Origin of the sequence: Kitasatospora sp. NPDC087271 (assembly GCF_044744605.1) — a bacterium.
Lineage (GTDB): Bacteria > Actinomycetota > Actinomycetes > Streptomycetales > Streptomycetaceae > Kitasatospora.
Genome location: NZ_JBIUYQ010000029.1, coordinates 41,441 through 63,404 on the forward strand (window position 1 = coordinate 41,441; position 21,964 = coordinate 63,404).

The following is a 21,964-nucleotide window of genomic DNA, read 5'->3' on the forward strand; positions in this document are numbered from 1 at the left end:
TCAGTGGTGTCCGGTCGACAGCGGGGCGAGGGTGAGCAGGCCGCAGCCGTAGGCCTTGGAGGGGCCGATGCCGCCGAGGAGGGCGGCTTGGAGGAGGCCTGGGTCGGTGATGCGCAGCCGGCCTTCGAAGGTGGCGGTGGTGAGGGTGACCGGGCTGCGGGTGCCGGGCTTGGTGAAGGTGCTGCGGCTGCGGTCGGTGATCCGGGCCTCCCGCGCGGGCTGCTGTGCCTCTGCGGGGGTGTCCGGGGCCGACGGTTCGAGGCCCGGTGCCGCGCTGTCGGTGCGGGCTTCGGGGATGGTGAAGCCCCAGCGCTGGGTGCGTTCGAGGAACCAGGTGAGCTGCTGGGCGGCGGTGCGGTGGGCCATGCGGTAGGAGCGGTGGTGGAGTTCGGCGGCGGTCTTGGTGCGGTGGGGGCTCGTCTTGGTGGGCTTGGAGGTGTTCTGGACGGGGCTGGCCTTGAGGCGGAAGGCGAATTCGCGGCCGACGGCGAGCTGGGCGAGCAGCGGGCTGTAGTCGCGGACCGCGTAGTGCTCGCCTTCGGCGTCGGGCCAGCCCGCCTGTTCGACGATGTGGGTCCAGTCGGGTTTGGAGGGGGTGAGGACCAGTAGCGTGGGGCGGCGCGGGTGGTCGGTGTCGAGGCGCCACAGGATCCGGTCGCCGGGGGTGATGTCGGGGACACCGGCTGTGACGGCGCCGTGCAGGGCGCGGGGGTTGGCGAGCAGGGTGCGGCTGGCGGCGCGCAGGGGGTTGATGCGGACGCGGGAGAGGTAGGTCATCTGGTCACCAGCCCAGCAGGGCGAACGGGTCGTGGCCGCCGGCCGCAGTGGCCGGTTGGGCGGTCGTGGTGGGCGGGGTGGACGCGGCAGACAGGGCGGACGGGGCGAGGCCGGTGGGGACGTTGAGCCAGGCGTGGCGGATCCGCCGGGTGGTGAAGCCACGTTCGCGGGGCGCGAAGGAGCGCGGGACGTCCTGCGAGGTGTCGTCGCCGGCCGGGTCGTCGAAGGTCGCGGCCAGGTCGATCCGGTGCGGCGAGAACGGATCCGGACCGCGTTCGGCCCGGCGGCGGTAGGCGGCCTTGACGGCGGCGCCCGCCTGCCAGGGCTCGTCCGCCAGCACGTCCTCCAGGGCTCCGGTGCGCACGGCGCCGAGGGCGATCGGCTGGGTGGGGACGCAGGAGCGGCGGCCGAGGGCGAGCGGGAAGGCGGGGCGGCGGATCGCCTCGGCGAGCGTCGCGACGAGGCCGGCCGGGCCCTGGACGGCGGCGACGAACACCGCGTCCTGGAGGTAGTAGCGGTGGGTGACGTGGGTGTCCTTGGCCGGGGAGGTCGGCTTCTGGATGCCCTTGGCGTTGACGCCGCTCTGCGGCAGCGGGCGGCCCCGGTAGTCGCTGACGGTGTGGTAGTCGCGCAGCAGCGTGCCGGTCTGGTCGATGCGCACGCCCAGGCGCAGGCCGACCAGGCCGGTGATGTCCGCTTCGCGGGGAAGTCCGGCGGCGGCGGCGAGCAGGCCGACGACGCCGGACTTGGTCGGCTGGGGCGGGGTGTCGCGGCGGTTGAAGGCGCTGCGGTCGCCCCAGGACTGGAGCGGCCCGGCCAGGCGCAGGACGAGGACCGCCTGGTCCTCCGCCTGCTCCGGGGCCGGTGCGGGGGTGGTGGTGGGGGTCTGGTCGGCGGGCATCAGTTGTCGTTCACCCGCTCGGTGAGGGCGGTGCGCAGGCCGTCGCGCAGCTCGGTGAAGGTGCGGTTCGCGCCGAAGGCCTCCGCCAGCTGCTGCGCGGGCTCGTCGACGCCGGTGTCCGCACCGAGGGTGTGGCAGATGCCGACGTACAGCGGGCTGTCTCCCCACTGCTCGGTGGCGGTGGCGAACTCCACGGCGAGACGGCGCGCGGACTCGGCGACGATGCCCCGGCTCGCCGGGACGGGGTTCTCGTAGGCGGACACGAGGTTCACGGGCTGGTCGGCGCGCACGACGACGGCCACCAGGCTGGGGCGGGTGCGGTGCGCGAAGGAGTTGCCGTAGCCGGTGGGCATGGACCGGGCGAAGGAGTCGACGAACAGGTCGACGGCGTCGACGGCGGCCTTGTCGTCGCCGAGGTTGCCGCGCAGCTGGTGCAGGCCCACGGTCGCGTAGCGGTAGAGGGTGGCGGAGTTGAAGCCGATGGTGCCGATCATGCCGGCGCCGGTCTCGTCGGCGGTGTTCTCGTCGTCGACGGCCGTGTAGTAGTCGAACTCGAGTTCGGTGGCATGGGTGGAGATCGCGTGCGCCACCTGGGTGGCGGCGTCGACGTTCAGGCCGGGGATGTCGGCGACCATCCGGCCGAAGAGCGCGACGTCGGCCGGGTGGCCGCTCTGCAGCTGCTCCTTGACCGGCAGGGCCTTGACGGCCTCGTCGAGGGCCTTGGCGTCGAGGGCGGCGAGGTCGGCGGCGGTGTCGGCGACCAGGTCGACGATGCCGTCCAGCTGGCGGCGCCCGTAGAAGAGCAGGTAGGCGGTGTCGCCCTCCTTCTTGCCGGCGGAGATCCCGGTCGACTTGATCAGGGCGTCGGCGATCCGCTGCGCGTCCTCGGCCTCGATGCCGGTGCGCTCGGTGATGCCCTTGGCGAGCTGGGCGGCGATCCGCTTGGTGCGGGTGGCGAGGTCCTGCCGGTCGCGGCTCTCGGCGAAGTGGATGCGGGTGGCACGCTTCCAGGCCTGGGAGGAGACGCGCGAGCGGCGCTTGCCGCCGAAGTACGCCTCCTTGGGGTTGCCGTTGTCGTCCCGGTTGAGGTTGGCCGGCGGGACGGTCTGCAGGATGTGGACGTCGATGTAGAGGCGGGCGGTCATGCGCTTCTCCTCGGGGGTGGTGGTGCCGGCGACGGGTGCGGCGGGGAGTGATCAGCTGTCGGCGGGCGTCTTGTCCTTCCACGCCTGGTAGCCGATCGCCCACTTGAGGCGGACCTGCGGGCGCCGGTCGGTGCTGTGCCAGGCCTGGATGTCGGCCATCAGGTGGCTGTAGTCCAACGGCTGTGTGATGGAACGCAGTTGGGTGATCAGGCCACGTAGGTGGACCAGCAGCGCGGACACGCTGGTGGCGCCCGCGAGTTGCGCGACCCGGGTGTCGAGCGCCTCCTCGCTGACCTTGCCGCTCCGGCGCAGCACCCGCAGCGCCTCCCCGAGCTTGACGCCACGGCGGTGCATCGGCTTGGACTGGCTCTGCTGGTGCAGGCCGTAGAGGGCCAGCGCGGCGTGCTCGGCCTTCTGCTCGTCGGAGACCTCGTCGCGCAGCGCGAGGACGTCGTTGACCTCGCAGCTGTAGAGCGGCCACATCTTGGGGCTGTCCATGACGGGGCGCCCGAGGCCGGAGCGCAGGGCCGCCAGGTCCTCGCCGGGCGGCCGGCGTGGTTGCTTGGTGCGGGGGTCGTACCGCCAGTTGTGGTCGGGGCCGGTGAACTCGTCCCAGTACCGGCGCCGTCGGGCGGCGGCGTTCCCAGTCGCAGCGGTGTGCTCAGCGGCGGCGGTGTGCTCAGCGGCAGCCGCGGCGGTGTGCTCAGTCGTCAAAGTCCGCTCCGGGGTCGTGGTCGAGGGCGGGGCCGGTCTCGGCCGCCCGCGCGGCGGCCGCTTCCCGTACGGCGTCGGCGTACCGGGGAAGGATCTCGTCGAGCCGGCGCCGGAAGTTGGCGCCCGCGGTGCCGAGCCTGTAGGTCTGCGTCTTGCCCGCCTTGCCGCCCTGGCTGATCGTGCGGCCGCCGAAGGTGGTGGCGGGTGCGGCCAGCAGGAGCGTGTTCGCCGCGTCCCACGCCTGGCGGTGGGCGAGTTGTTCCCATGCGAGCCGGCCCCGCTCCAGAGCCTCGTCGTCTGCGCCGGCGGTGCAGACGCCGGCGAGCAGGCGGCGCACCAGGGGGTCGAGGGTGTGCAGGAGGAGTTCGCCCGGTCGCTGGCCCTTGTCCCAGGGGATGGGGTCCGTTCCGGCGGCCCGGCGCAGGTCGGCGGAGAGGTTGCTGACGGCCTGGGCGAGTCGTTCCGCCTGCTCGGCGACGTCCAGGAGGAGCAGTTGGGCCTCGCTGTCCTGCTGGAGGGCGAGCAGCGGCAGGGGGATGGCGTCGTGGATGACGTCCTCGACGATCGCGGACTGGGTGCCGTAGACCATGCCGAAGGTCTCGACCTGCAGCGGGTAGTCGGCGGGGAGTTGGTCGTCCTCTTGCAGGGCGCTGATCTGGTCGAGCAGGATGCTGGTCTCGAAGCCGCCGTCGGGGCCCTGGCGAGTGGGCGTGAGAAGAGCCTCCAGACCGCGCCAGGCGGCCTTGCCCTGGGTGTGGCGGCGCGGCCTGCGTTCGGGCAGGGCGGAGGCGGACTTCTTGGCGGGGGCGGTGAAGGTCCAGGCGGTGTGGGGCTCCTGCTCGGGCATGGGCGTCAGCCGGTCCCCCGCGCTGATGACGACCCGGGCCACCTTCAGCTGCCCGGCCTCGTCCTGGTACGGGATGAGGCGGATCCGCCGGGCCTGCCAGGTCCACAGGTCGAGGAGGCCTTCGGCCGCGCGGGGCTGCCAGGCGGGGCCGTGCGGGGCGCGTTTCCACTGCGGGAGGCCGAGGTTGTCGGGCGGGGTGAGCGGAAGGTTCAGCAGGAGGGTCTCGTACAGGGTGCGCCCGGTGGGGATGATGACGCCGAGCTGGCCGAGCGGGCCGGTGGGGTTCCCGGTCGTCTTGCCCGCCTTGACCTGGTCATCACCGACGACGCCGGTCTTGATCGCCGCGGTGTCCCAGCAGTGGGCGTGCACGAGCCAGTGGGCGGCCTGCGCCGGCGTCAGGTCGAGCGGATCCGCGTCGGTACGGGTGCCGAACAGCGGGACGTTGTTGCCGCTCGCCGCGGTCGCCACCAGGGCGGCGGAGCCCTTCGTCTCGTCCTTGGCGGTGCGCAGCCCGGCGACCTGCCCGAACGGGGCGGCGGGGTCGAAGAGGTCGAACTTCGCGTGGTGATCGGAGAGGTAGGTCTCCAGGCTGCCCAGCTCGTCCTTCGTGAATCCGCCCCGGGTGAGCCGCTCACCCTTCTCCCCGGGGCTCTGGGGCGCGCCGGTGGCGTCGGCGACGACGGGCAGCAGGACCTGACGCAGGACGGCCGGCAGCTGGGTGGAGAACTCCACGACGAGGCCCTCGAACTCGTAGGACCGGGCCAGGGCCTCAGCGATCCCCACCTGCACGGGGGGCCCGCCGCCGACGGGTCGTACCGTCAGCCACGGTTCCTCGACAAGGTTGTACCCAGGCACGCGCTGATCTCCCAACTAGCCATGTTTAGCTTGTTGCTGATGCATCGTGGCACCGGCGGATGCCTGTTGTGGGGTGAATGCTTGAATTGCCCCCGGCCCCGCGGCATCGGTGCGCGGGGATGGCCCGTGGCCGTGTTTTCCGGCCCAGGTCGGCCGCAAGTCGGCCCCGCGGTCGCGGGGTTGAGGGGGTGGGTCGACGCCTGTTCGACTCACCCCCTCGCCTCTATCGGTACTGGGGCCCGCTGGGGCCCTCCGCTCACCACGAGTCCGAGCAGGTCGTCGTAGCGCAGCTGGAAGTCACCGAGGGCTGCTTCGCCGTGCTCGTCGAGTTCGAGGGCCAGGCTGTATCGCAGCCATGGATGGTCGCGCCAGCCCGACAGCGGACCGAGCGCCTGCTCGGCAGTCTTTGTCAGTTTGGTGGGCAGGCGCACCGTCCCGGAGAGCACGTCGTCCACCATCTCGGCCGCGACCGTCCCGTTGGGGCCGATCTTACGGCCCGTCATCGCGTGGAAGTCTTCCCCGGTGCGGCGCACCAGCACGACCTCCACGCTCCGTTCCCCGTCCCGGACGAGTGCCTCGAACTGTCCCTCTGCCAAATTGCTGTGAGCTCCGAAGTGCAGACCGGCCAGAGTCTGCGATCCGTGCTCCCCGGAGCGGGTCAGGACGTACTGGGCTGCTTCATCTCGGCGCTTGGCCTGCCGCTTCTCCCAGTCCTGCCGCGCCTGCGCCTCGGCTTCGCCCCACTCCGCCGGGACGACGGGATCAGTGCCGTAGACCCGGGCGACCAGCTCCGGCACCTGGCCGGGGATGCTCCACGCGCCTGCGCCGGCCTTCGCCGTCCGCTCGACCTCTGCGGCCGTACGCAGCAGGAGGTAGCGGCCGTAGATCCCCTCCGAGTCGCGCAGGATCTGCGGGGCGCCGTCGTCGTCGAAGTGCACACCGGTGATGGCGACGGTGGGCCGGGACAGCCGGCGGGGGCGCTGCACGCCGTCGTGACGGTGGAGGCGTCCGATGCGCTGGAGGAGCAGGTCCATCGGAGCGAGGTCGGTGATCAACAGATCGGCGTCGACGTCGAAGGACTGCTCCGCGAGCTGGGTCGCGACGACGATCATCCTGCCGGGACGCCCGGATCCCGCGGCCGGCGGTCCGAGGAGCTTCAGCACCTCCTGCGTGCGGTCCGCCCGGTGGCCGGCGTGCAGGCGCCCGTGCAGGAGCCGGACATCAGCGCCGAACTCCTTGTGGAGGGCCTCGAACGCGGACTGGGCGCGGGCCACGGTGTTCCGAATGACCAGGACGCACCCGCCGTCAACCAGCCGCTCCCTCAGATAGTCGACCACGGCGGCATCCTGCGCGACTTGGGCGTCGGTCCGCATCGGAGGCTCGTCGAGCACCTCGACCCGCACCTGAAGGTCCTCACGCCAGGACGCGGTGCTCTCCACCAGCACTTCCGGCTGCCCGGCCGGCCCCGCCCAGGCCGCCGTGACGCTCGGATAGCCCTCCGGCTCGGGAAGCTCCAGGGCTGCCGAGGCCTCCGCCGACCGCGTACCGGCCAGGTAGGCGGCGACCAGGCGACGCCTCTGCTCCGGCGGCAGCGTCGCCGACAACAGCACCACCGGCACGCTGGCCTGCCCGAGCCACCACAGGCCCTCCAGCAGGAACTGCGACATGTAGACGTCGGCGGCATGGACCTCGTCGAGGATCACGACCTTGCCCACCAGGCCAGCCATCCGCAGCATCACGTGCTTGGTCCGGGTCGCGGCGTACAGGAGCTGGTCGATGGTGCCGACCGCGAACGGGCTCAGCAGACCACGGCGACGCCCGAGGAACCACTCGGCGGGGGCCCTGCGCTCCCCGTCCGCGCAGCCGTCGAAGCAGTCGGTCTGCATGCCGAACTCGTCTTCTCCCACCGACGAGAAGGGGTCGTCGGCGTCCTGCCCCCACTCCCCCGCGCCCTCCAGCAGGCCGCGCCACTCCTTGTTGAACATCCGCTTGCCGTGCAGCAGCGCGACCTGGCCCTCCAGCCCATCGCCGACCTCGCGCAGCCACGACCGGACCTGGGTGAACATCGGGTCCGCCGTCGCCTGGGTCGGCATGCCCAGGAACACCCCGTCCGCACCGTGACGCGCTGCCATCAGCTCGGCCGCCGCCAGAGCCGCCTTCGTCTTCCCCTCCCCCATCGGCGCCTCGACGATCGCCAGACCGGGCCCGCCCATCCGACGCACCACGTCGAGGACCAACTCCTGCGAGGGCCTGGTCCCGTGGCCGAACCGGTCCCGAAACGTCTCCGGGCCGGGCGCCGCCAACGCTCCCCATCCACCGCGCAGTTCGAGCCTCGACCACGCCGCCGCGGCCCGCTGCCGCGCTTGAGGCATCGCCACCTTCGCCAGGTCGGACACACCCGTGAAGTGCCGCTCGTCGCTGGCGATCCAGTCCGCCATCACCACGAAGCCGGACAGCTGAAGCTGCGCCGCGCGGCTCGGCACCAGCGCCGGCTCCACCGCAGCCAGCGGCGACTTCCCCGCATAGCCGAGCTCCCGCGAGAACACCTCCACCAGCGCCGACTGCGCGAGCTTCCAGGGCTGGCTGCTGCCTTGCAGCTTTTCGTTCTTCTTCGGTGGCCTCAGCTGCCCCAGCGTCGGGATCAAACCGTGGTGGCCGGCGACCAACGGCCAGACCCAACCGACCTGTTCCTCATGCCACTTCGCGTCAGTAAGCAGCGCCCTCAGCACCCGGGCACCGGCTTTGTCATGCCGCCAAGACGCCCCCTTCACTGCGTACTTGTCCCAGGTGAGCCCCGCTTGACGGACCGCTGCCTCACCGGCGCCGTCGAGATGCTGAAACACCGGGGTGGCCTTGCCACAGTCATGAATCCCGCACAACCAGGCGAACAGACGCCGCCCCTTACCCGTGCCCCCCGCGAGAGCGTCCAGACGCCACCGCGTCACCGGCGGCAGGTAGCGGTCCCAGAGGATCTCTGCCACCGCCGCAGTGTCCAGCATGTGCGACAGCAGGAGATTGGCCGTTCCCCCGGCCCGCCCGGCCGACTTACCCCACAGCGCACCCAGCCAGCCCCTGACCTCGGGCGGGTACCACTGCCAACGGACCTCAACCATCGCCTCAACCTCCACACGCAGGTACGCTTCGAGAGCCTAGGACACCCCACTGACAACTCACCTCGGAGCAAAGAAATATGACGGTCATACATCAGCTCCCCTCCGGGCCGTCATCCGGTCGAACTGACTCAATCAGGCCCCTCGGCCGCTAATCACCGCAGGTCAGAAAGTGTCGTCCCCGCGCTCGCGGGGGTTGCTCCACGTGTTGGAGAGACTGCACCCCCTGCCCGACGTCGTCCCCGCGCTCGCGGGGGTTGCTCCCGCACTACTGAGCGGTGACGGCCTGGTTGAACGTCGTCCCCGCGCTCGCGGGGGTTGCTCCCCAGCCCTGCTCGCCGCGGGCCTCGGTCTCCAGTCGTCCCCGCGCTCGCGGGGGTTGCTCCGCGACCCCGAGCAGGAGCAGGACCAGGGAGACGTCGTCCCCGCGCTCGCGGGGGTTGCTCTGGGGCCGTCAGAGCCTCAACCGGTCCGGCGGCGTCGTCCCCGCGCTCGCGGGGGTTGCTCCTAGGTCGCCCATGATTCTTTTTGGGGTCGCGAGTCGTCCCCGCGCTCGCGGGGGTTGCTCCGCGGCCGGCGCCCTGATGGCCATCCTCACCGCGTCGTCCCCGCGCTCGCGGGGGTTGCTCTCCGTCTCCCGGGGGCCACTTGCGTTTCCCGGGGTCGTCCCCGCGCTCGCGGGGGTTGCTCCGCCCGTCCGTCGCGGATGCGCTTGTAGCCGCCGCCGTCCCCGCGCTCGCGGGGGTTGCTCCCTGGCGCGGGTGCTGGCCCCGCTGGTCCGCGAGTCGTCCCCGCGCTCGCGGGGGTTGCTCAGCGGGGTGGAGGCGTCCTCGATCGTCAGTTGGTCGTCCCCGCGCTCGCGGGGGTTGCTCCCCGCCGACCACTCCCCAGCCGCCACCAGAACGGTCGGCCCCGCGCTCGCGGGGGTTGCTCGGCAGGCAAGGGACGGCTCACCGGCTACCACCTGTCGGCCCCGCGCTCGCAGGGGTTGCTCTGTCGGTTGAGGCCACTTTTCCGTCTCCGATGTGTCGGCCCCGCGCTCGCGGGGGTTGCTCCGAGGCGACCCTCCAGGTGATGCGGGAGCGGCGGTCGGCCCCGCGCTCGCGGGGGTTGCTCTTGGATCGTTCAGCAGGTGTCCGCCCAGATGCCGTCGGCCCCGCGCTCGCGGGGGTTGCTCCCTTGAAAGCCACTTCTACGCCGGTTTCGACGGGTCGGCCCCGCGCTCGCGGGGGTTGCTCCGAGCACGGCCGCTACCCGGTGGCCGTCGACGGGTCGGCCCCGCGCTCGCGGGGGTTGCTCTACGGCTCGTTCGGTGTCGAGGGCTTCACCGCCGTCGGCCCCGCGCTCGCGGGGGTTGCTCCACCGGCACCGGCATCCCGGAGACCACCCAGCAGTCGGCCCCGCGCTCGCGGGGGTTGCTCCCGGGTGAGTTCTGTCGGTGGCGGGGCCGGGCGGTCGGCCCCGCGCTCGCGGGGGCTCCCCCGTGTGTGCCCATAGAGACGCAGCAGGCCGGACTGGACAGGCGGACCGTCGGCCGGTTCGAGAACAGGCCCGTGCCGCCCACGCTCGACAAGTTCAGCGCGATCGCCCGTGCGATCGGGGTGCCGCTCCGGCGACTGCTCCGTGATGGATGACGCTGACCGGCCGTACCGTGGTACGGCCGGTCAGGGCTTGCGATGCTTCCCCGCCGACTTTTTCGGAGGTCGAGCCGAAGACATCAGAATCACCCCGTCGCCGCCGATGCCGTGGAGGAAGCGCTGTGCGGCAGCGTAGTTCGGCGCGATCGTCTCCGGTACCCACTGGTAGCCGTCCCAGCAGGAGATGAGTCGAGGTGCGTCCTGGTACAGGTGGGCCGGTGCGGTCTCGTGGCCGATGGTCGCGGCCTTGAGTTCGCCGACCGGCCGACGCCGCGCGTCCCGCCGCGCTGCCCACTGCCCCAGGGGTTCGTCCTCGTCCATCTGGTCCTCCTCCGCGACGGGGCAGCCCAGAGTACCGGCAGTCAGCCGGGGAGGAGCCAGCTCGGGCCGCTCGGATCCCCGATCCAGACCCGCTGCTCTTCGCCGCTCACCATGAGGCCGAACGCGTCCTGTCCCGGGCTACCAACCTTCTCCCAGCGTTCGACAGTTCGGGGACGAGGAACACATCCCGGCTCGACTGCTCGCCGCGCACCTGTCCACGCATATCGACCACATCACTGCGGTCCTGCCGAACGCAGGCACCCACCGGGGCGCGCTCACCATCGCCGCTGGAGAGACCGCGGCTCTGGCCGGATGGACCTATTGGGACCTCGGCGACTACTCGCACGCCGGTCACTACTACCGGACGGCTCGACTCGCGGCCGACCGCGCCGGACACGGCCCGCTGCATGCCCTCGCCCTGGGCTACGCCTCGTACGGGGTGGATGCAGCAACGGCTCGGCAGATGCTCGCCGCTGCACAGGAGAATGTCCGGGGCCGAGGCCTGGAAGCGGCCCGGGCCTGGCTCGCCGCAAGGGAAGCCGAGGAGGCCGCGGCGGACGGCGACAGGGAGTCGGCACTGCGTGCACTGGACCGCGCCCGGACTGCCTTCGACTACGCGGAGCCCGACACCGCTCCGGCCTGGTTTTCCTTCTTCGGCGAAGCACGCCTCAGCTCAATGACGGTGGCGACCTACGCCAAGCTGCGACACCGAGACCTCGGCGCGGCCGCAGACCAGACCCTGGCCGACCCGGGCGAAGACGACCGGAAGATCAGGGTCGCAGTGCTCGGAGACGTCGCGGCCGGCTACCTCACGGCGGGCGCCGTCGACCAGGCCGTCGAGATCGGCCGCCACGCCCTCGCCGCCACGCTCGAAGCTTAGACGACCATGGGTCGAGTACGGCTGTCCGCACTGGCCGACCAACTCTCGGCATCGCCGGCGGCCCAGGCCTTTCGAGACGAGATCCGGGCCTCCTTGGAGCAACTGCCGATCAGCTTCGCGTCTCTGCGGCCACCCAGTCCAGGTAGGCGGCGGATCCAGTGATCACCGGCACCCCGACGACCTCCGGCGTGTCGTAGGAGTGCAGCTCAACGATGCGCGCGGACAGCCGATCAGCCAGGCTCGCCCGGGACTTGAAGTCGATCCGCCACTCGGCGGAGTCCTGCACCCCGCCGTCCCACCAGTAGACGGACTGGACGCGGTAGACCTGCGCACACGCGGCCAGGCGGTCACGGATCACCGCCGAGGCGAGCTCACGGGCCTTCGTCTCGTCGTCATGGGTCGTCGTCACCACAACGAAGTCACCAGTCGTCATACCGTGACGGTACCCGGCATCAACCGCCGCCCCCACTCTGCCCAGCGGACTTACCCCACAGCGCGCCAGCCAGCTCCCGACCTCGGGCGGGTACCCCTGCCAACGGTCCTCAAGCATCGTCTCAACCTCCACGTACGAGTACGCTTCGAGAGCGTAGGCCACGACAATGACAACCACCCCTGGGGCAAGGAGAGATGGCAACAACGTATCGGCTGTTCGACGAGCCCTCTACCAATCGAACTGAATCAATCAGGCCCCTCGCCCGCTAATCACCGCAGGTCAGGAAGTATCGGCCCCGCGCTCGCGGGGATTGCTCCGGTAAGAGCTCGTGGTCGCTGGGTGACGTGGAATCGGCCCCGCGCTCGCGGGGATTGCTCCTACCTCATGCTCACCCAGACCGGCCAGATCCGATCGGCCCCGCGCTCGCGGGGATTGCTCCGCCCGACGAGTTCGCTGAGCTCGCGTTCGGCTATCGGCCCCGCGCTCGCGGGGATTGCTCGGCGGTGAGCTCGGCGTCGACGCGGGTGGCGGCATCGGCCCCGCGCTCGCGGGGATTGCTCGGCGGTGAGCTCGGCGTCGACGCGGGTGGCGGCATCGGCCCCGCGCTCGCGGGGATTGCTCCACCCACGCCACCGTCACCCTCGTAACCGCCAGATCGGCCCCGCGCTCGCGGGGATTGCTCTCTGCACGATGTAGTTGCTGCTCTTGCTGCTGTATCGGCCCCGCGCTCGCGGGGATTGCTCCCAATGCGGGCCCAGGTGGGGATCACAGCCCCAATCGGCCCCGCGCTCGCGGGGATTGCTCCTGCCGAGAGAAGCCACGATGGCCTGGGTCCGCATCGGCCCCGCGCTCGCGGGGATTGCTCCTCCTCACCGGGGAGGACCCCGCCAGCCCCGAGATCGGCCCCGCGCTCGCGGGGATTGCTCGTTGGTGGTGCCGGTGTTCTTCGAGGTGTTGACATCGGCCCCGCGCTCGCGGGGATTGCTCTCAGCCCCTCCCCCGGGGCCTCACCTCCCTGATATCGGCCCCGCGCTCGCGGGGATTGCTCCGTGGCGGCGCAGGAGCGGGGCGCGGCGGCGTGATCGGCCCCGCGCTCGCGGGGATTGCTCCCTCTCGCGGTGGGGCGAGAACGCCGCCGCCGAATCGGCCCCGCGCTCGCGGGGATTGCTCCTCGGCGTCGGCGAGGGTCTCCAGCCACAGCCGATCGGCCCCGCGCTCGCGGGGATTGCTCCCGCAGGTCGGCGTCGATCTTGCGGACCATGGAATCGGCCCCGCGCTCGCGGGGATTGCTCCGGGTCGTACTGCCTTGATCAGGCCTGGCACCAATCGGCCCCGCGCTCGCGGGGATTGCTCTCTCCAGCGCGAAGTGCGAGCGAGGCGGCCGCTATCGGCCCCGCGCTCGCGGGGATTGCTCGCGAGCGGGGCGCCCTGGCCCAACAGCCGGCCGATCGGCCCCGCGCTCGCGGGGATTGCTCCGCGCCGTGGTCGGTGGCCTTCTCCCACTCCGCATCGGCCCCGCGCTCGCGGGGATTGCTCCAACGGCTTCCGTGAATTCGGCGGCAGCGGATTATCGGCCCCGCGCTCGCGGGGATTGCTCGCTCGCCGCCGGCCGTTCGCTCTCGCTGGTCGTATCGGCCCCGCGCTCGCGGGGATTGCTCTGTCGGTCTGCCGGGCCGCGTTTACGGCCCGTCATCGGCCCCGCGCTCGCGGGGATTGCTCCCGAGAGACCGCGCAGCGGCAACCGGGTGGCTGATCGGCCCCGCGCTCGCGGGGATTGCTCCTGGGAGACCGTGAAGCAGTGGACCGGCCAGGCATCGGCCCCGCGCTCGCGGGGATTGCTCTCACTGCTGGTCGCGAGGCAAATCGCCCCGCAAATCGGCCCCGCGCTCGCGGGGATTGCTCGGCCTACCTCGGCATCCCGATGACCACCGCGTTATCGGCCCCGCGCTCGCGGGGATTGCTCCTGCATGCGGGCCTCGCGGCGGAGGCTGATGCGATCGGCCCCGCGCTCGCGGGGATTGCTCCCTCACCGGCCGCCTCGGGGTCCGGCTCACCCCATCGGCCCTGCGCTCGCGGGGGGTTGCTCCGCCTGCTCGACCACGTCATGGCCGTACCCGAGATCGGCCCCGCGCTCGTGGGGGTTGCTCGTGATCATCCGCAACCACCCCGCCCACGTCCCGATCGGCCCCGCGCTCGCGGGGGTTGCTCCCCCGCCGCCTGGAACCGCGCCCTCGACCACGCATCGGCCCCGCGCTCGCGGGGGTTGCTCTGACCTAGCGGCGCTCCGGGCGGCCCGGCTGGTGTCGGCCCCGCGCTCGCGGGGATTGCTCGCACTCACCGCCTTCCACACCGGCACCCTCGCCATCGGCCCCGCGCTCGCGGGGGTTGCTCCCGCGTCGACCTGCAGACACCGGCCGGATGGGAATCGGCCTCGTGCTCGCGGGGGTTGTTCCACTTTGTTCACGGTCGGCGTCCGTGTGGGGGCGTCGGACTCCCGGTGATGTCCCTTTGCTGTCCCGAGGGTGGCGGCCGGTGAGCCCCTGCCACCGGCCGTGGGAGGGCTTCCGGTCGTTGCGCGCCTTCGAGGACCGCTTGGTGCCCTTGACCTTGCGCGAGCGCTTGTGGGCCTGCATCTGCCTGCCCGTGTCGGTGCTGGCGGCCCAGGGGATCGCGGGTGGTTCGGGGAAGACCGCGAGCCCTGCCGCGCCCCGCGCAGCAGAGGCCGGGGCGGCGCCGTTACCGCGGGCCCGGGGCCGCAGCGCTTGCCCGGCCTACGCCTGGCGCGCGCCCGCGCCGCGCGCGTGCGGTGCCCGGCTGATGGCCGCCTGGCGGAGGAGGGTGAGGGCCTGCTCGGAGGGGGAGTTGGCGGGGGTGGTGCACACGATGAGTGCCTGGTCTGGTGAGCGGGCGATGGACAGGGTCTGCTGGGTCACCGTGACCGTGCCGACGACGGGGTGGTGCAGCTCGTAGGACGAGGCGTCGCACGGCACTACGCGGTGGTCTGCCCACAGGGCGACGAACTCCGGGCTTTTCATGGTCAGTTCGCCGATCAACTCCGCGAGCAGCGCGTCCTCCGGATGTCTGCCGACGGCGATGCGCAGGTTGCCGACCACCGCGCGCGCCTTGCGTTCCCAGTCCGCGTACAGCTCCCGGCAGTGCAGGTCGAGGAAGAGCATCCGGCTCATGTTCGGTCGTCGGGCCGGGTCGTCCGGGCTGAGGACGTCGAGGTGGCCGGCCAGCAGGGCGTGTCCGAGGGTGTTCCAGGCCAGGACGTCGGTGCGGCGGCCGAGCACGATCGCGGGGACGCCGTCGACGGCGCGGAGGAGGTCCCGGGTTTCGGCCGCGAGCTTCTCGGGCCGTGGGCGGCGTGGCCGGGGCGTGTGGCGGGCGGTGTCGGCGAGCCGGTCGAGGTGGGCGCGTTCGTGGGTGTCGAGCAGGAGGGCGCCGGCGATGGCGTCGAGCACCTCGGCGGAGGCCCCGCGGGACAGGCCCTGTTCCAGCCGGGTGTAGTAGGAGACGCTGACGCCCGCGAGTTGGGCGAGTTCTTCGCGCCGGAGCCCGGCCACCCGTCTGCGGGGCCCGAGGTCGCGCAGGCCGACGTCCTCGGGCCGCAGCTGCGCCCGCCGGGCTTGGAGGAAGGCGCCGAGTGGGCCTGGTCCGTTCATCGCCCCAGTATTCGACGGGCGGCCCGGTCCCTGCCACACCCTGCGAGGGGTAGGACAAGCCGGGAGTGGCTGGTGCCCGTCCGGGTGTCCAGGATCGGTCTCAGTCGGCCGCCGATTCGGCCGCGTATCCCGGACCCAAGGACGGACCGCATGGATCAGGACATGAACCAGAACATCGATCACGACATGGATCAGCGCATGGGCCAGCACATGGATCAGCACATGGGCCAGGACCCCGAACAGATCACCTTGGGCGACGTCACCGTCACCCGCGTCAAGGAGTTCTACGGCTCGGCCGGGCTGGCGCCGGGCCAGTTCTTCCCGGACAGCCCCGACGGCTCGTGGGACGAGCACCGCGACTGGCTGGTGCCCGACTTCTGGGACCCGGAGACGGACGAGTGCCGTACGACGATCCAGTCCTGGCTGCTGCGCAGCGAGGGGCGCACGATCCTCGTGGACACCGGCGTGGGCAACCACAAGGACCGCCCTTACGCGCCGGTGTGGAGCCGCCTGGACACCGGCTACCTCGACAACCTCGCCGCCGCCGGGGTGCGGCCCGAGGACGTCGACGTCGTGGTCAACACCCATCTGCACGTCGATCACGTGGGCTGGAACACCCGCCTCGACGGCCGGGACTGGGTGCCGACCTTCCCGAACGCCACGTATCTGATGCCCCGGCGGGACTTCGAGTTCTGGGACCCGGCCAACGGGCACAGGAGCGTGTTCGGCCGGGGGAACCAGAACGTGTTCGAGGACAGCGTCGCGCCGGTCCACGCGGCGGGGCTGACGCACCTGTGGGAGGGGACGTACCGGATCGACGGGAACCTGCGGCTCGATCTCGCTCCCGGACACACTCCCGGCTCGTCCGTGCTCACCCTGGAGTCCGGCGGCGACCAGGCCTTGTTCGTCGGGGATCTGGTGCACACCGCGTTGCAGATCGCGGAGCCGGAGACCAATTCCTGTTTCTGCGAGGACCCGGCGGAGTCCCGCGCGACCCGGCGCAAGCTGCTCGGCCGCGCCGCCGAGAACAACGCGCTCGTCCTCCCGGCGCACTTCGGCGGCCGGGGGGCGATGGAGGTCGCGCGCAGCGGGTCGAAGTTCGCGGTCAAGGAGTGGGCGGGTTTCTCCCGGATCTCCTGATCTCCCGACCTCCCGACCTCCCGACCTCCCGACGTCCCGACGTCCCGTCCGGAGCTCCCCCGATCGATGTCCCCTTCGTTCCCCTTCAGAGAGGAAGTCATCCCGTGCCCCGACAGGCAGATCCGGTCGTCGAAACCCCGGCGGGCGCCGTGCGCGGCGTCCGCGACGAGTCCGGTGAGCGCTTCCGCGCCCTCCCGTACGCGGCGGCGCCGGTCGGTGCCGGCCGGTTCGCCGCGCCCGTGCCGCACCCGGGCTGGCCGGGTGTCCGTGACGGCGGCAGGCCCTCGCCGACCGCCCCCCAGCCGGCCCGGGACTTCGGCCGGCTCGACATGAGCCCCTACTTCGGGCCGGGCTGGGTGCCCGGCGAGGAGTACCTGACCGTCGACGTCCACACGCCGGCCGCCGACGGGGGCGGGCGCCCCGTCATGGTCTTCGTGCACGGCGGCGGGTTCGTCACCGGCTCGAACCGCGCGGCGCTCTACGGCGGCGGCGCGTTCGCCCGCAACGGTGTCGTCCTGGTGACGGTGAACTACCGTCTCGGCGTGCCGGGGTTCCTGGAGCTGGCGGGTGCTCCGGCCAACCGCGGGCTGCTCGACGTGCTCGCCGCGCTCAGGTGGGTGCGGGGCTCGGTGGCGGCCTTCGGTGGCGACCCGGGGAACGTCACGGTCTTCGGCCAGTCCGCGGGCGCCACGCTCGTCGGCGCGCTGCTCGCGACTCCGGCGGCCGCCGGTCTGTTCCGGCGGGCGATCGTCCAGAGCGGCAACGGCTGCGGCGCGTTCACCCCGGAGCAGGCGCAGCGGGTCACCGCCGCGGTGGCGGCCTCGCTGGGCGTCGAGCCGACCGTGGAGGCGTTCGCCCTGGTCCCGGACGAGCGTTTCGTGGCGGTCCTACCCGCGCTGGCCGGCCTGGACCTGCGGACCGGCACCGCTTCGGACCCGCTGGCCGGGCTCAGCCCGTTCAGCCTGGTCCTGCCGGCGCAGCCCGCCGACGCCCTCGCCGACGGCCCGGCCGCCGACGTCGATCTGCTCATCGGCACCAACACCGAGGAGGGGCACCTCTACGTCGTCCCGCAGGGCGGTCTGGAGTCCACCACGGACGCCGACGTGCTCGCCGTCGCCGCCCGGGTGCACGCGGACCCGGCGGCCGCCCTCGCCGCGCACCGCGCGGCCCGGCCGGGCGCGACACCGGGCGAGCTGCGCTCCGCCGTGCTCGGGCGGGCCCTGTTCGAGGCCGGTACGGCGCGTCTGGCACAGGCCCACGCCCGGATCTCGGGCGGCCGTACGCACCGTTACTCGTTCGGGTACCGCTCGACGGCTCTGGGCGGGCGGCTCGGCGCCGCCCACACCGTCGAACTGCCCTTCGTGTTCGACGTCGCCGACGAACCGTGGCTGCACGGGGACACCGGGCTACTCGGGCCCGAGGCCGCCCCGGCGGGGCTCGCAGCCCGGGTCCACGGTGCCTGGGTCGCGTTCGCCGGCACCGGGGACCCGGGCTGGGCCGCCTACGACCTGCGGCGACCCGTGGCGGAGGCCTTCGGCGGCTGAGCGCCGCCAGTGACAGCCGGGGACCGCCGGGGGCCGCCGGGGGCCGCCAGGAACCGCCCGAGACATGGCTCCCCTGAGGCCGGACAGGAGGAAATCCGGTCGGCTCGACGGCCGCCGACGCATAGTCTGGCCTCATGGCCCATGCAAGGACCTCGTACGTCTGTCTGCCCTGCCGGGCCTCGTACAAGCAGCCCTACCCCGGGACGCGCGAACGGCGCTGCCCGCGTTGCACCGAGGCTCTGATCCACGTCGGGTCCGCCTTCGCGGCACCGCGTCGACGGGACGCCGCCGGTTGGCGGACGCTCTCCGTGCTGCTGCACGCGGGGGTCCGATTCCACAAGGGCTGCTGCGGTGGCCCCGGCTACCGGCCACGCACGCTCGGCGAGGTGCGCGAACGGATGGCACACGCCCGGCTCACCGGGGAGCCTGCCGCCCGTGTGCTGGTGCGCCGCGAGCTTCCCTGACGAAGCTGTCCCGCACGGGCATTCAGGTCTGGGCGAGCAACGGCGTTCCTCCCTGGCTCTGGTGAGGCCGGCCTGGAGCCCTTGGATCTCCCCGCGACCGCCGCTGTCGCGGGTGGTCGCGGGGCGCGGTCAGGCGACCAGGCGCAGCCAGGCTGCCGCGAGTGCGGCGTGGCCGGCGGGCGTCGGGTGGACGCCGTCCTCGGACCAGTGCTCCGGGCCGGCCGTGGCGGCGAGTTCGGCGAACATGCCGTCGGCGGCGAGCAGGTGCGCGCCGTAGGTGCGGGCGAGTTGGCGCACGGCCTGGATCTTGGGGTCCAGGTCGGTGCGCCACTGCCGTCGTTCTTCCGCTCCGATGAGGGCGGCGCCGGCCTCGATGACGCCGTGGATCGGCAGGAGGAACGGCTCGATGAGGATCAGCTGCGCGCCCGCCTCGGCGAGGGGCGCGAGCAGGCGGTCGTAGCCCGCTTCGAACTCCTCCGCGGGGATCACGCGCCCCTCCGGGTCCAGCGTGTGCCAGCCCATGTCGTTGACTCCGACGAGGATCGACACCACGTCCGGTCGGGCGTCGAGCACGTCGGTCTGCCAGCGGGCTTCGAGGTTCATCACCTTGTCGCCCGCGTTCCCGGTGTTCAGCCAGGTCACGGGCCGGTCCGGGTGCCGGAGTCCCCACTCTCCCGCGACGCGCAGCGGGTAGCCGTAGCCGAGGCCGTCTTCGCTCTGCTGCCGCTGGCAGTCGGTGATCGAGTCGCCGGTGAACATCACGGTGCTTCCCGGTCGGATGGTGATCGTCATGTGCGCTCCTTGGACGTGGACGTGGACGTGAATTCGGTTGACTTGAACGTGAATTCGGATGAGGAGGGGCAAGCCCGGACCTCTCGAAGGTGCCGGACCTCGCCGTCATCGGACTGACAATCGCCGCCGTGCCACCGTCATCGCGCTGACGGCCCCCGAGGCCGGTGGGCCGCCGCCACCCGGACCGGTGGCTTTTCTGCTTCAGTCGAAGATTCAGAGGATTCAGCAGTCGCGGATCCGACAGCAGAGACCGCGAGACCGAGGTGCGGATGACGTCCAGCCCAGTTCCCAGTCCGTCCGCCGGTTCCTTCCCGAGCCCGCCGGAGCGTACGTCGGGCCGTTCGTCGGGCCGCTCGTCGGGCCGCTCGGCCGACTGTCCGGTCGAGCCCGGTGCGGTCGCGTTGTCCGGGGTCAGCAAGGCGTTCGGCGTGGTCAGCGCCGTGGACGGGATCGATCTGGAGGTCAGGCCGGGCGAGTTCTTCTCGATGCTCGGGCCGTCCGGGTCGGGCAAGACCACGGTACTGCGCATGATCGCGGGCTTCGAGGCGCCGAGCGCCGGCCGGGTGCTGCTGGGCGGGGTCGACGTCACCGGATTGCCCGCGTTCGACCGCGACGTCAACACGGTGTTCCAGGATTACGCCCTCTTTCCGCATCTGTCGGTGTGGCAGAACGTCGAGTACGGACTGAAGGTCAAGCGGGTGCCGCGGGCGGAGCGGGCCGCACGGGTGGCCGAGGCGCTGGCGAGCGTGCAGTTGCCCTCCTTCGGTGACCGGCGCCCCGCCGAACTGTCCGGCGGGCAGCGCCAGCGGGTCGCGCTGGCCCGGGCGCTGGTCAACCGCCCGTCCGTACTGCTGCTCGACGAGCCGCTCGGCGCCCTCGACCTGAAGCTCCGGCTGGAGATGCAGCTCGAACTCCAGCAGATCCAACGCGAGGCCGGGATCACCTTCGTCCTCGTCACCCACGACCAGGACGAGGCGCTCACGATGAGCGACCGGATCGCGGTCCTCAACGCCGGCCGGATCGAGCAGGTCGGCACTCCCGCCGAGGTGTACGAGCGACCGGCCACCGCGTTCGTGGCGGGCTTCGTCGGCACCTCGAACCTGCTCCGGGGCGCCTGCGCCGAGCAGGTCTTCGGCCGGCCCGGGACGTACTCGGTGCGCCCCGAGAAGATCCGCATCGCCCGTCCGGACGACCCGACGGGGCCCGACGAGTACGGCGTCACCGGGACGATCGGCGAGGTCGTCTACGCCGGCGCGCAGACCCGCTTCCTGGTCGACCTGGCGGCGGGCGGGCGGCTGGTGGCAGTCCGGCAGAACCTCGACGGCTCCGGTCTCGACAACTCCGGTGCCGACGTCTCCGGTGCCGACGTCTCCCGCCGCCGCGGGGCGAGCGTCCTCCTGGCCTGGCGGCGACAGCACACCGTCCGCATCGACAACTCCTGACCCCCAACCCTTGACGAACAACCCTTGACGAAAGCGATCGAGTTCATGAGCACCACGCGCCCCCTACGCCGCCGGCCCCTGCTTCGCCGCCCCGTCCGCCGCCGCCCCCTGAGCGCCCTAGCGGCCGCGACCGCCCTGCTGCTGACCGCAGCGTGCGCGTCGAACTCCGGTGGCGGCGGCACGGGCAGCGGGTTCACCGCACCGGACATCCCCGCGCAGAAGTCCCTCGGCCCCGGCGAGGGCACCGTCAACATCGTCGCCTGGGCCGGCTACGTCGAGTACGGGCAGGACAACAAGGCCGTCGACTGGGTCACCCCGTTCATCCGGCAGACCGGCTGCAAGGTGAACCTGAAGGTGGCGGGCACCTCGGACGAGATGGTCGCGCTGATGAAGACCGGCCAGTACGACACCGTCTCGGCTTCCGGCGACGCGACGCTGCGCCTGATCGCGGGTGGCGACGTCGCGCCGGTCAACACCGCGCTCGTCCCCAACTACGCCGATGTCTATCCCGGGTTGAAGAACCGCCCGTGGAACTCGGTCAAGGACGTGCCGTACGGGATCCCGCACGGGCGCGGCGCCAACCTGCTGATGTACAACACCGACAAGGTCACCCCCGCGCCGACCTCCTGGGGTGCGGTCTTCACCCCGGACTCGCCCTACGCCGGGCACCTCACCGCGTACGACAGCCCGATCTACATCGCCGATGCCGCGCTGTACCTGATGAGGACCAAGCCCGAGCTCGGCATCAGGAACCCCTACGCCCTGACCTCCTCCCAACTGGACGCCGCGGTGGCGCTGCTCAAGGTCCAGAAGAAGCAGGTCGGTTCCTACTGGAGCGACTACACCAAGGAGCAGGCGGCGTTCGACTCCGGCGACGCCCTGATCGGCACCACCTGGGAGGTGATCCAGCGGGCGGTCGCCGCCGAGGGCAGGGTGAGGACGCAGGCGATCCTGCCCGTCGAGGGTTCCACCGGCTGGTCCGACACCTGGATGGTCTCGTCGCACGCCCAGCACCCCAACTGCGCCTACGCGTGGATGGACTACATCGTCTCGCCGTCGGCCAACGCGCAGGTCGCCGAGTACTTCGGTGAGGCCCCGGCCAACTCGAAGGCCTGCGCGCAGATCACCGACAACCCGGGCTTCTGCGCCGACTACCACGCCACCGACGAGAACTGGTGGAAGGACGTCTACTACTGGACCACGCCCACCGCGCAGTGCGCCGACGGCAGCGGCCGCGACGACTGCACCGCGTACGCCCAGTGGGTCACCGCCTGGAACGGGATCAAGAGCTCGTGAG

The 21,964-nt window shown here is 72.0% G+C and carries 16 protein-coding genes and 2 CRISPR repeat arrays; of the genes, 6 read left to right on the forward strand and 10 right to left on the reverse strand.

Going from position 1 to position 21,964, the window contains the following annotated elements; genetic code table 11:
- The 7 genes from cas6e to ACIO9K_RS32825 form a co-directional block, all read right to left on the reverse strand.
- The gene (gene cas6e, locus ACIO9K_RS32795; protein ID WP_400335237.1) at positions 1 to 777 is read right to left on the reverse strand and encodes a type I-E CRISPR-associated protein Cas6/Cse3/CasE; all 777 of its coding nucleotides are present in this window, start codon (positions 775 to 777) and stop codon (positions 1 to 3) included.
- Positions 778 to 781: 4 nt separating this feature from the next.
- Positions 782 to 1,678 (reverse strand): type I-E CRISPR-associated protein Cas5/CasD, encoded by an 897-nt coding sequence (gene cas5e, locus ACIO9K_RS32800; protein ID WP_400335239.1) that lies wholly within the window; start codon positions 1,676 to 1,678, stop codon positions 782 to 784.
- A complete protein-coding gene (gene cas7e, locus ACIO9K_RS32805) occupies positions 1,678 to 2,823 on the reverse strand; it encodes a type I-E CRISPR-associated protein Cas7/Cse4/CasC (protein ID WP_400335241.1) in 1,146 nt (381 codons plus the stop codon). The genes cas5e and cas7e overlap by 1 nt, the downstream gene beginning before the upstream one ends.
- A 51-nt stretch (positions 2,824 to 2,874) precedes the next feature.
- Positions 2,875 to 3,537: a type I-E CRISPR-associated protein Cse2/CasB gene (gene casB / locus ACIO9K_RS32810; RefSeq protein WP_400335243.1), complete on the reverse strand. Its 663-nt coding sequence runs from the start codon at positions 3,535 to 3,537 to the stop codon at positions 2,875 to 2,877.
- Complete coding sequence (gene casA, locus ACIO9K_RS32815) at positions 3,527 to 5,239, reverse strand: type I-E CRISPR-associated protein Cse1/CasA (RefSeq protein ID WP_400335245.1); 1,713 nt, start codon at positions 5,237 to 5,239, stop codon at positions 3,527 to 3,529. The genes casB and casA overlap by 11 nt, the downstream gene beginning before the upstream one ends.
- Before the next feature lie 209 nt (positions 5,240 to 5,448).
- Positions 5,449 to 8,352, reverse strand: a complete 2,904-nt coding sequence (gene cas3 / locus ACIO9K_RS32820; protein ID WP_400335247.1) for a CRISPR-associated helicase Cas3' — start codon at positions 8,350 to 8,352, stop codon at positions 5,449 to 5,451.
- Between the two features lie 171 nt (positions 8,353 to 8,523).
- A CRISPR array of direct repeats spans positions 8,524 to 9,831; the repeat unit is 28 nt; unit sequence GTCGTCCCCGCGCTCGCGGGGGTTGCTC.
- A gap of 182 nt (positions 9,832 to 10,013) precedes the next feature.
- Positions 10,014 to 10,307 carry a DUF6087 family protein gene (locus ACIO9K_RS32825; protein ID WP_400335249.1) on the reverse strand — a complete coding sequence of 98 codons (294 nt, stop codon included), beginning with the start codon at positions 10,305 to 10,307 and terminating at the stop codon, positions 10,014 to 10,016.
- Positions 10,308 to 10,770: 463 nt separating this feature from the next.
- Between ACIO9K_RS32825 and ACIO9K_RS32830 the strand changes: the two genes are divergently transcribed.
- Entirely contained in the window at positions 10,771 to 11,187 is a 417-nt protein-coding gene (locus ACIO9K_RS32830; protein WP_400335251.1) for a hypothetical protein, read from the forward strand.
- A 109-nt stretch (positions 11,188 to 11,296) separates the two neighbouring features.
- On the opposite strand, the gene cutA is transcribed toward ACIO9K_RS32830, so the two are convergent.
- Both cutA and ACIO9K_RS32840 read right to left on the reverse strand, forming a co-directional pair.
- Positions 11,297 to 11,620 (reverse strand): divalent-cation tolerance protein CutA, encoded by a 324-nt coding sequence (gene cutA / locus ACIO9K_RS32835; protein ID WP_363583343.1) that lies wholly within the window; start codon positions 11,618 to 11,620, stop codon positions 11,297 to 11,299.
- Positions 11,621 to 11,908: 288 nt separating this feature from the next.
- Positions 11,909 to 14,072: a CRISPR direct-repeat array (repeat unit 28 nt; unit sequence ATCGGCCCCGCGCTCGCGGGGATTGCTC).
- 319 nt (positions 14,073 to 14,391) lie between these two features.
- Entirely contained in the window at positions 14,392 to 15,285 is an 894-nt protein-coding gene (locus ACIO9K_RS32840; RefSeq protein WP_400335253.1) for a helix-turn-helix domain-containing protein, read from the reverse strand.
- 222 nt (positions 15,286 to 15,507) lie between these two features.
- Here ACIO9K_RS32840 and ACIO9K_RS32845 point away from each other — a divergent pair, with 222 nt between their 5' ends.
- The 3 genes from ACIO9K_RS32845 to ACIO9K_RS32855 all read left to right on the forward strand — a co-directional run bounded on the left by ACIO9K_RS32845 (position 15,508) and on the right by ACIO9K_RS32855 (position 18,433).
- Complete coding sequence (locus ACIO9K_RS32845; protein ID WP_400335299.1) at positions 15,508 to 16,425, forward strand: MBL fold metallo-hydrolase; 918 nt, start codon at positions 15,508 to 15,510, stop codon at positions 16,423 to 16,425.
- A 104-nt stretch (positions 16,426 to 16,529) separates the two neighbouring features.
- Positions 16,530 to 17,969: a carboxylesterase/lipase family protein gene (locus ACIO9K_RS32850; protein ID WP_400335255.1), complete on the forward strand. Its 1,440-nt coding sequence runs from the start codon at positions 16,530 to 16,532 to the stop codon at positions 17,967 to 17,969.
- A gap of 134 nt (positions 17,970 to 18,103) precedes the next feature.
- Positions 18,104 to 18,433, forward strand: coding sequence for a deoxyxylulose-5-phosphate synthase (locus ACIO9K_RS32855; protein WP_363619571.1), 330 nt, complete (start codon positions 18,104 to 18,106; stop codon positions 18,431 to 18,433).
- Between the two features lie 129 nt (positions 18,434 to 18,562).
- Here ACIO9K_RS32855 and ACIO9K_RS32860 read toward each other — a convergent pair whose 3' ends face one another.
- A complete protein-coding gene (locus tag ACIO9K_RS32860) occupies positions 18,563 to 19,225 on the reverse strand; it encodes a GDSL-type esterase/lipase family protein (protein ID WP_363619568.1) in 663 nt (220 codons plus the stop codon).
- 401 nt (positions 19,226 to 19,626) lie between these two features.
- Here ACIO9K_RS32860 and ACIO9K_RS32865 point away from each other — a divergent pair, with 401 nt between their 5' ends.
- Positions 19,627 to 20,667 carry an ABC transporter ATP-binding protein gene (locus ACIO9K_RS32865; RefSeq protein WP_400335257.1) on the forward strand — a complete coding sequence of 347 codons (1,041 nt, stop codon included), beginning with the start codon at positions 19,627 to 19,629 and terminating at the stop codon, positions 20,665 to 20,667.
- A gap of 45 nt (positions 20,668 to 20,712) precedes the next feature.
- A complete protein-coding gene (locus tag ACIO9K_RS32870) occupies positions 20,713 to 21,963 on the forward strand; it encodes an ABC transporter substrate-binding protein (protein WP_400335260.1) in 1,251 nt (416 codons plus the stop codon).
- Position 21,964 lies beyond the last annotated feature (1 nt).

Bases quoted from the DNA above. Each gene is read 5' to 3' on its own strand.
- cas6e (WP_400335237.1), bottom strand. From the start codon at position 777: ATGACCTACCTCTCCCGCGTCCGCATCAACCCCCTGCGCGCCGCCAGC.
- cas5e (WP_400335239.1), bottom strand. From the start codon at position 1,678: ATGCCCGCCGACCAGACCCCCACCACCACCCCCGCACCGGCCCCGGAG.
- cas7e (WP_400335241.1), bottom strand. From the start codon at position 2,823: ATGACCGCCCGCCTCTACATCGACGTCCACATCCTGCAGACCGTCCCG.
- cas3 (WP_400335247.1), bottom strand. From the start codon at position 8,352: ATGGTTGAGGTCCGTTGGCAGTGGTACCCGCCCGAGGTCAGGGGCTGG.
- ACIO9K_RS32825 (WP_400335249.1), bottom strand. From the start codon at position 10,307: ATGGACGAGGACGAACCCCTGGGGCAGTGGGCAGCGCGGCGGGACGCG.
- ACIO9K_RS32830 (WP_400335251.1), top strand. From the start codon at position 10,771: ATGCTCGCCGCTGCACAGGAGAATGTCCGGGGCCGAGGCCTGGAAGCG.
- cutA (WP_363583343.1), bottom strand. From the start codon at position 11,620: ATGACGACTGGTGACTTCGTTGTGGTGACGACGACCCATGACGACGAG.
- ACIO9K_RS32840 (WP_400335253.1), bottom strand. From the start codon at position 15,285: ATGAACGGACCAGGCCCACTCGGCGCCTTCCTCCAAGCCCGGCGGGCG.
- ACIO9K_RS32845 (WP_400335299.1), top strand. From the start codon at position 15,508: ATGGGCCAGGACCCCGAACAGATCACCTTGGGCGACGTCACCGTCACC.
- ACIO9K_RS32855 (WP_363619571.1), top strand. From the start codon at position 18,104: ATGGCCCATGCAAGGACCTCGTACGTCTGTCTGCCCTGCCGGGCCTCG.
- ACIO9K_RS32860 (WP_363619568.1), bottom strand. From the start codon at position 19,225: ATGACGATCACCATCCGACCGGGAAGCACCGTGATGTTCACCGGCGAC.
- ACIO9K_RS32870 (WP_400335260.1), top strand. From the start codon at position 20,713: ATGAGCACCACGCGCCCCCTACGCCGCCGGCCCCTGCTTCGCCGCCCC.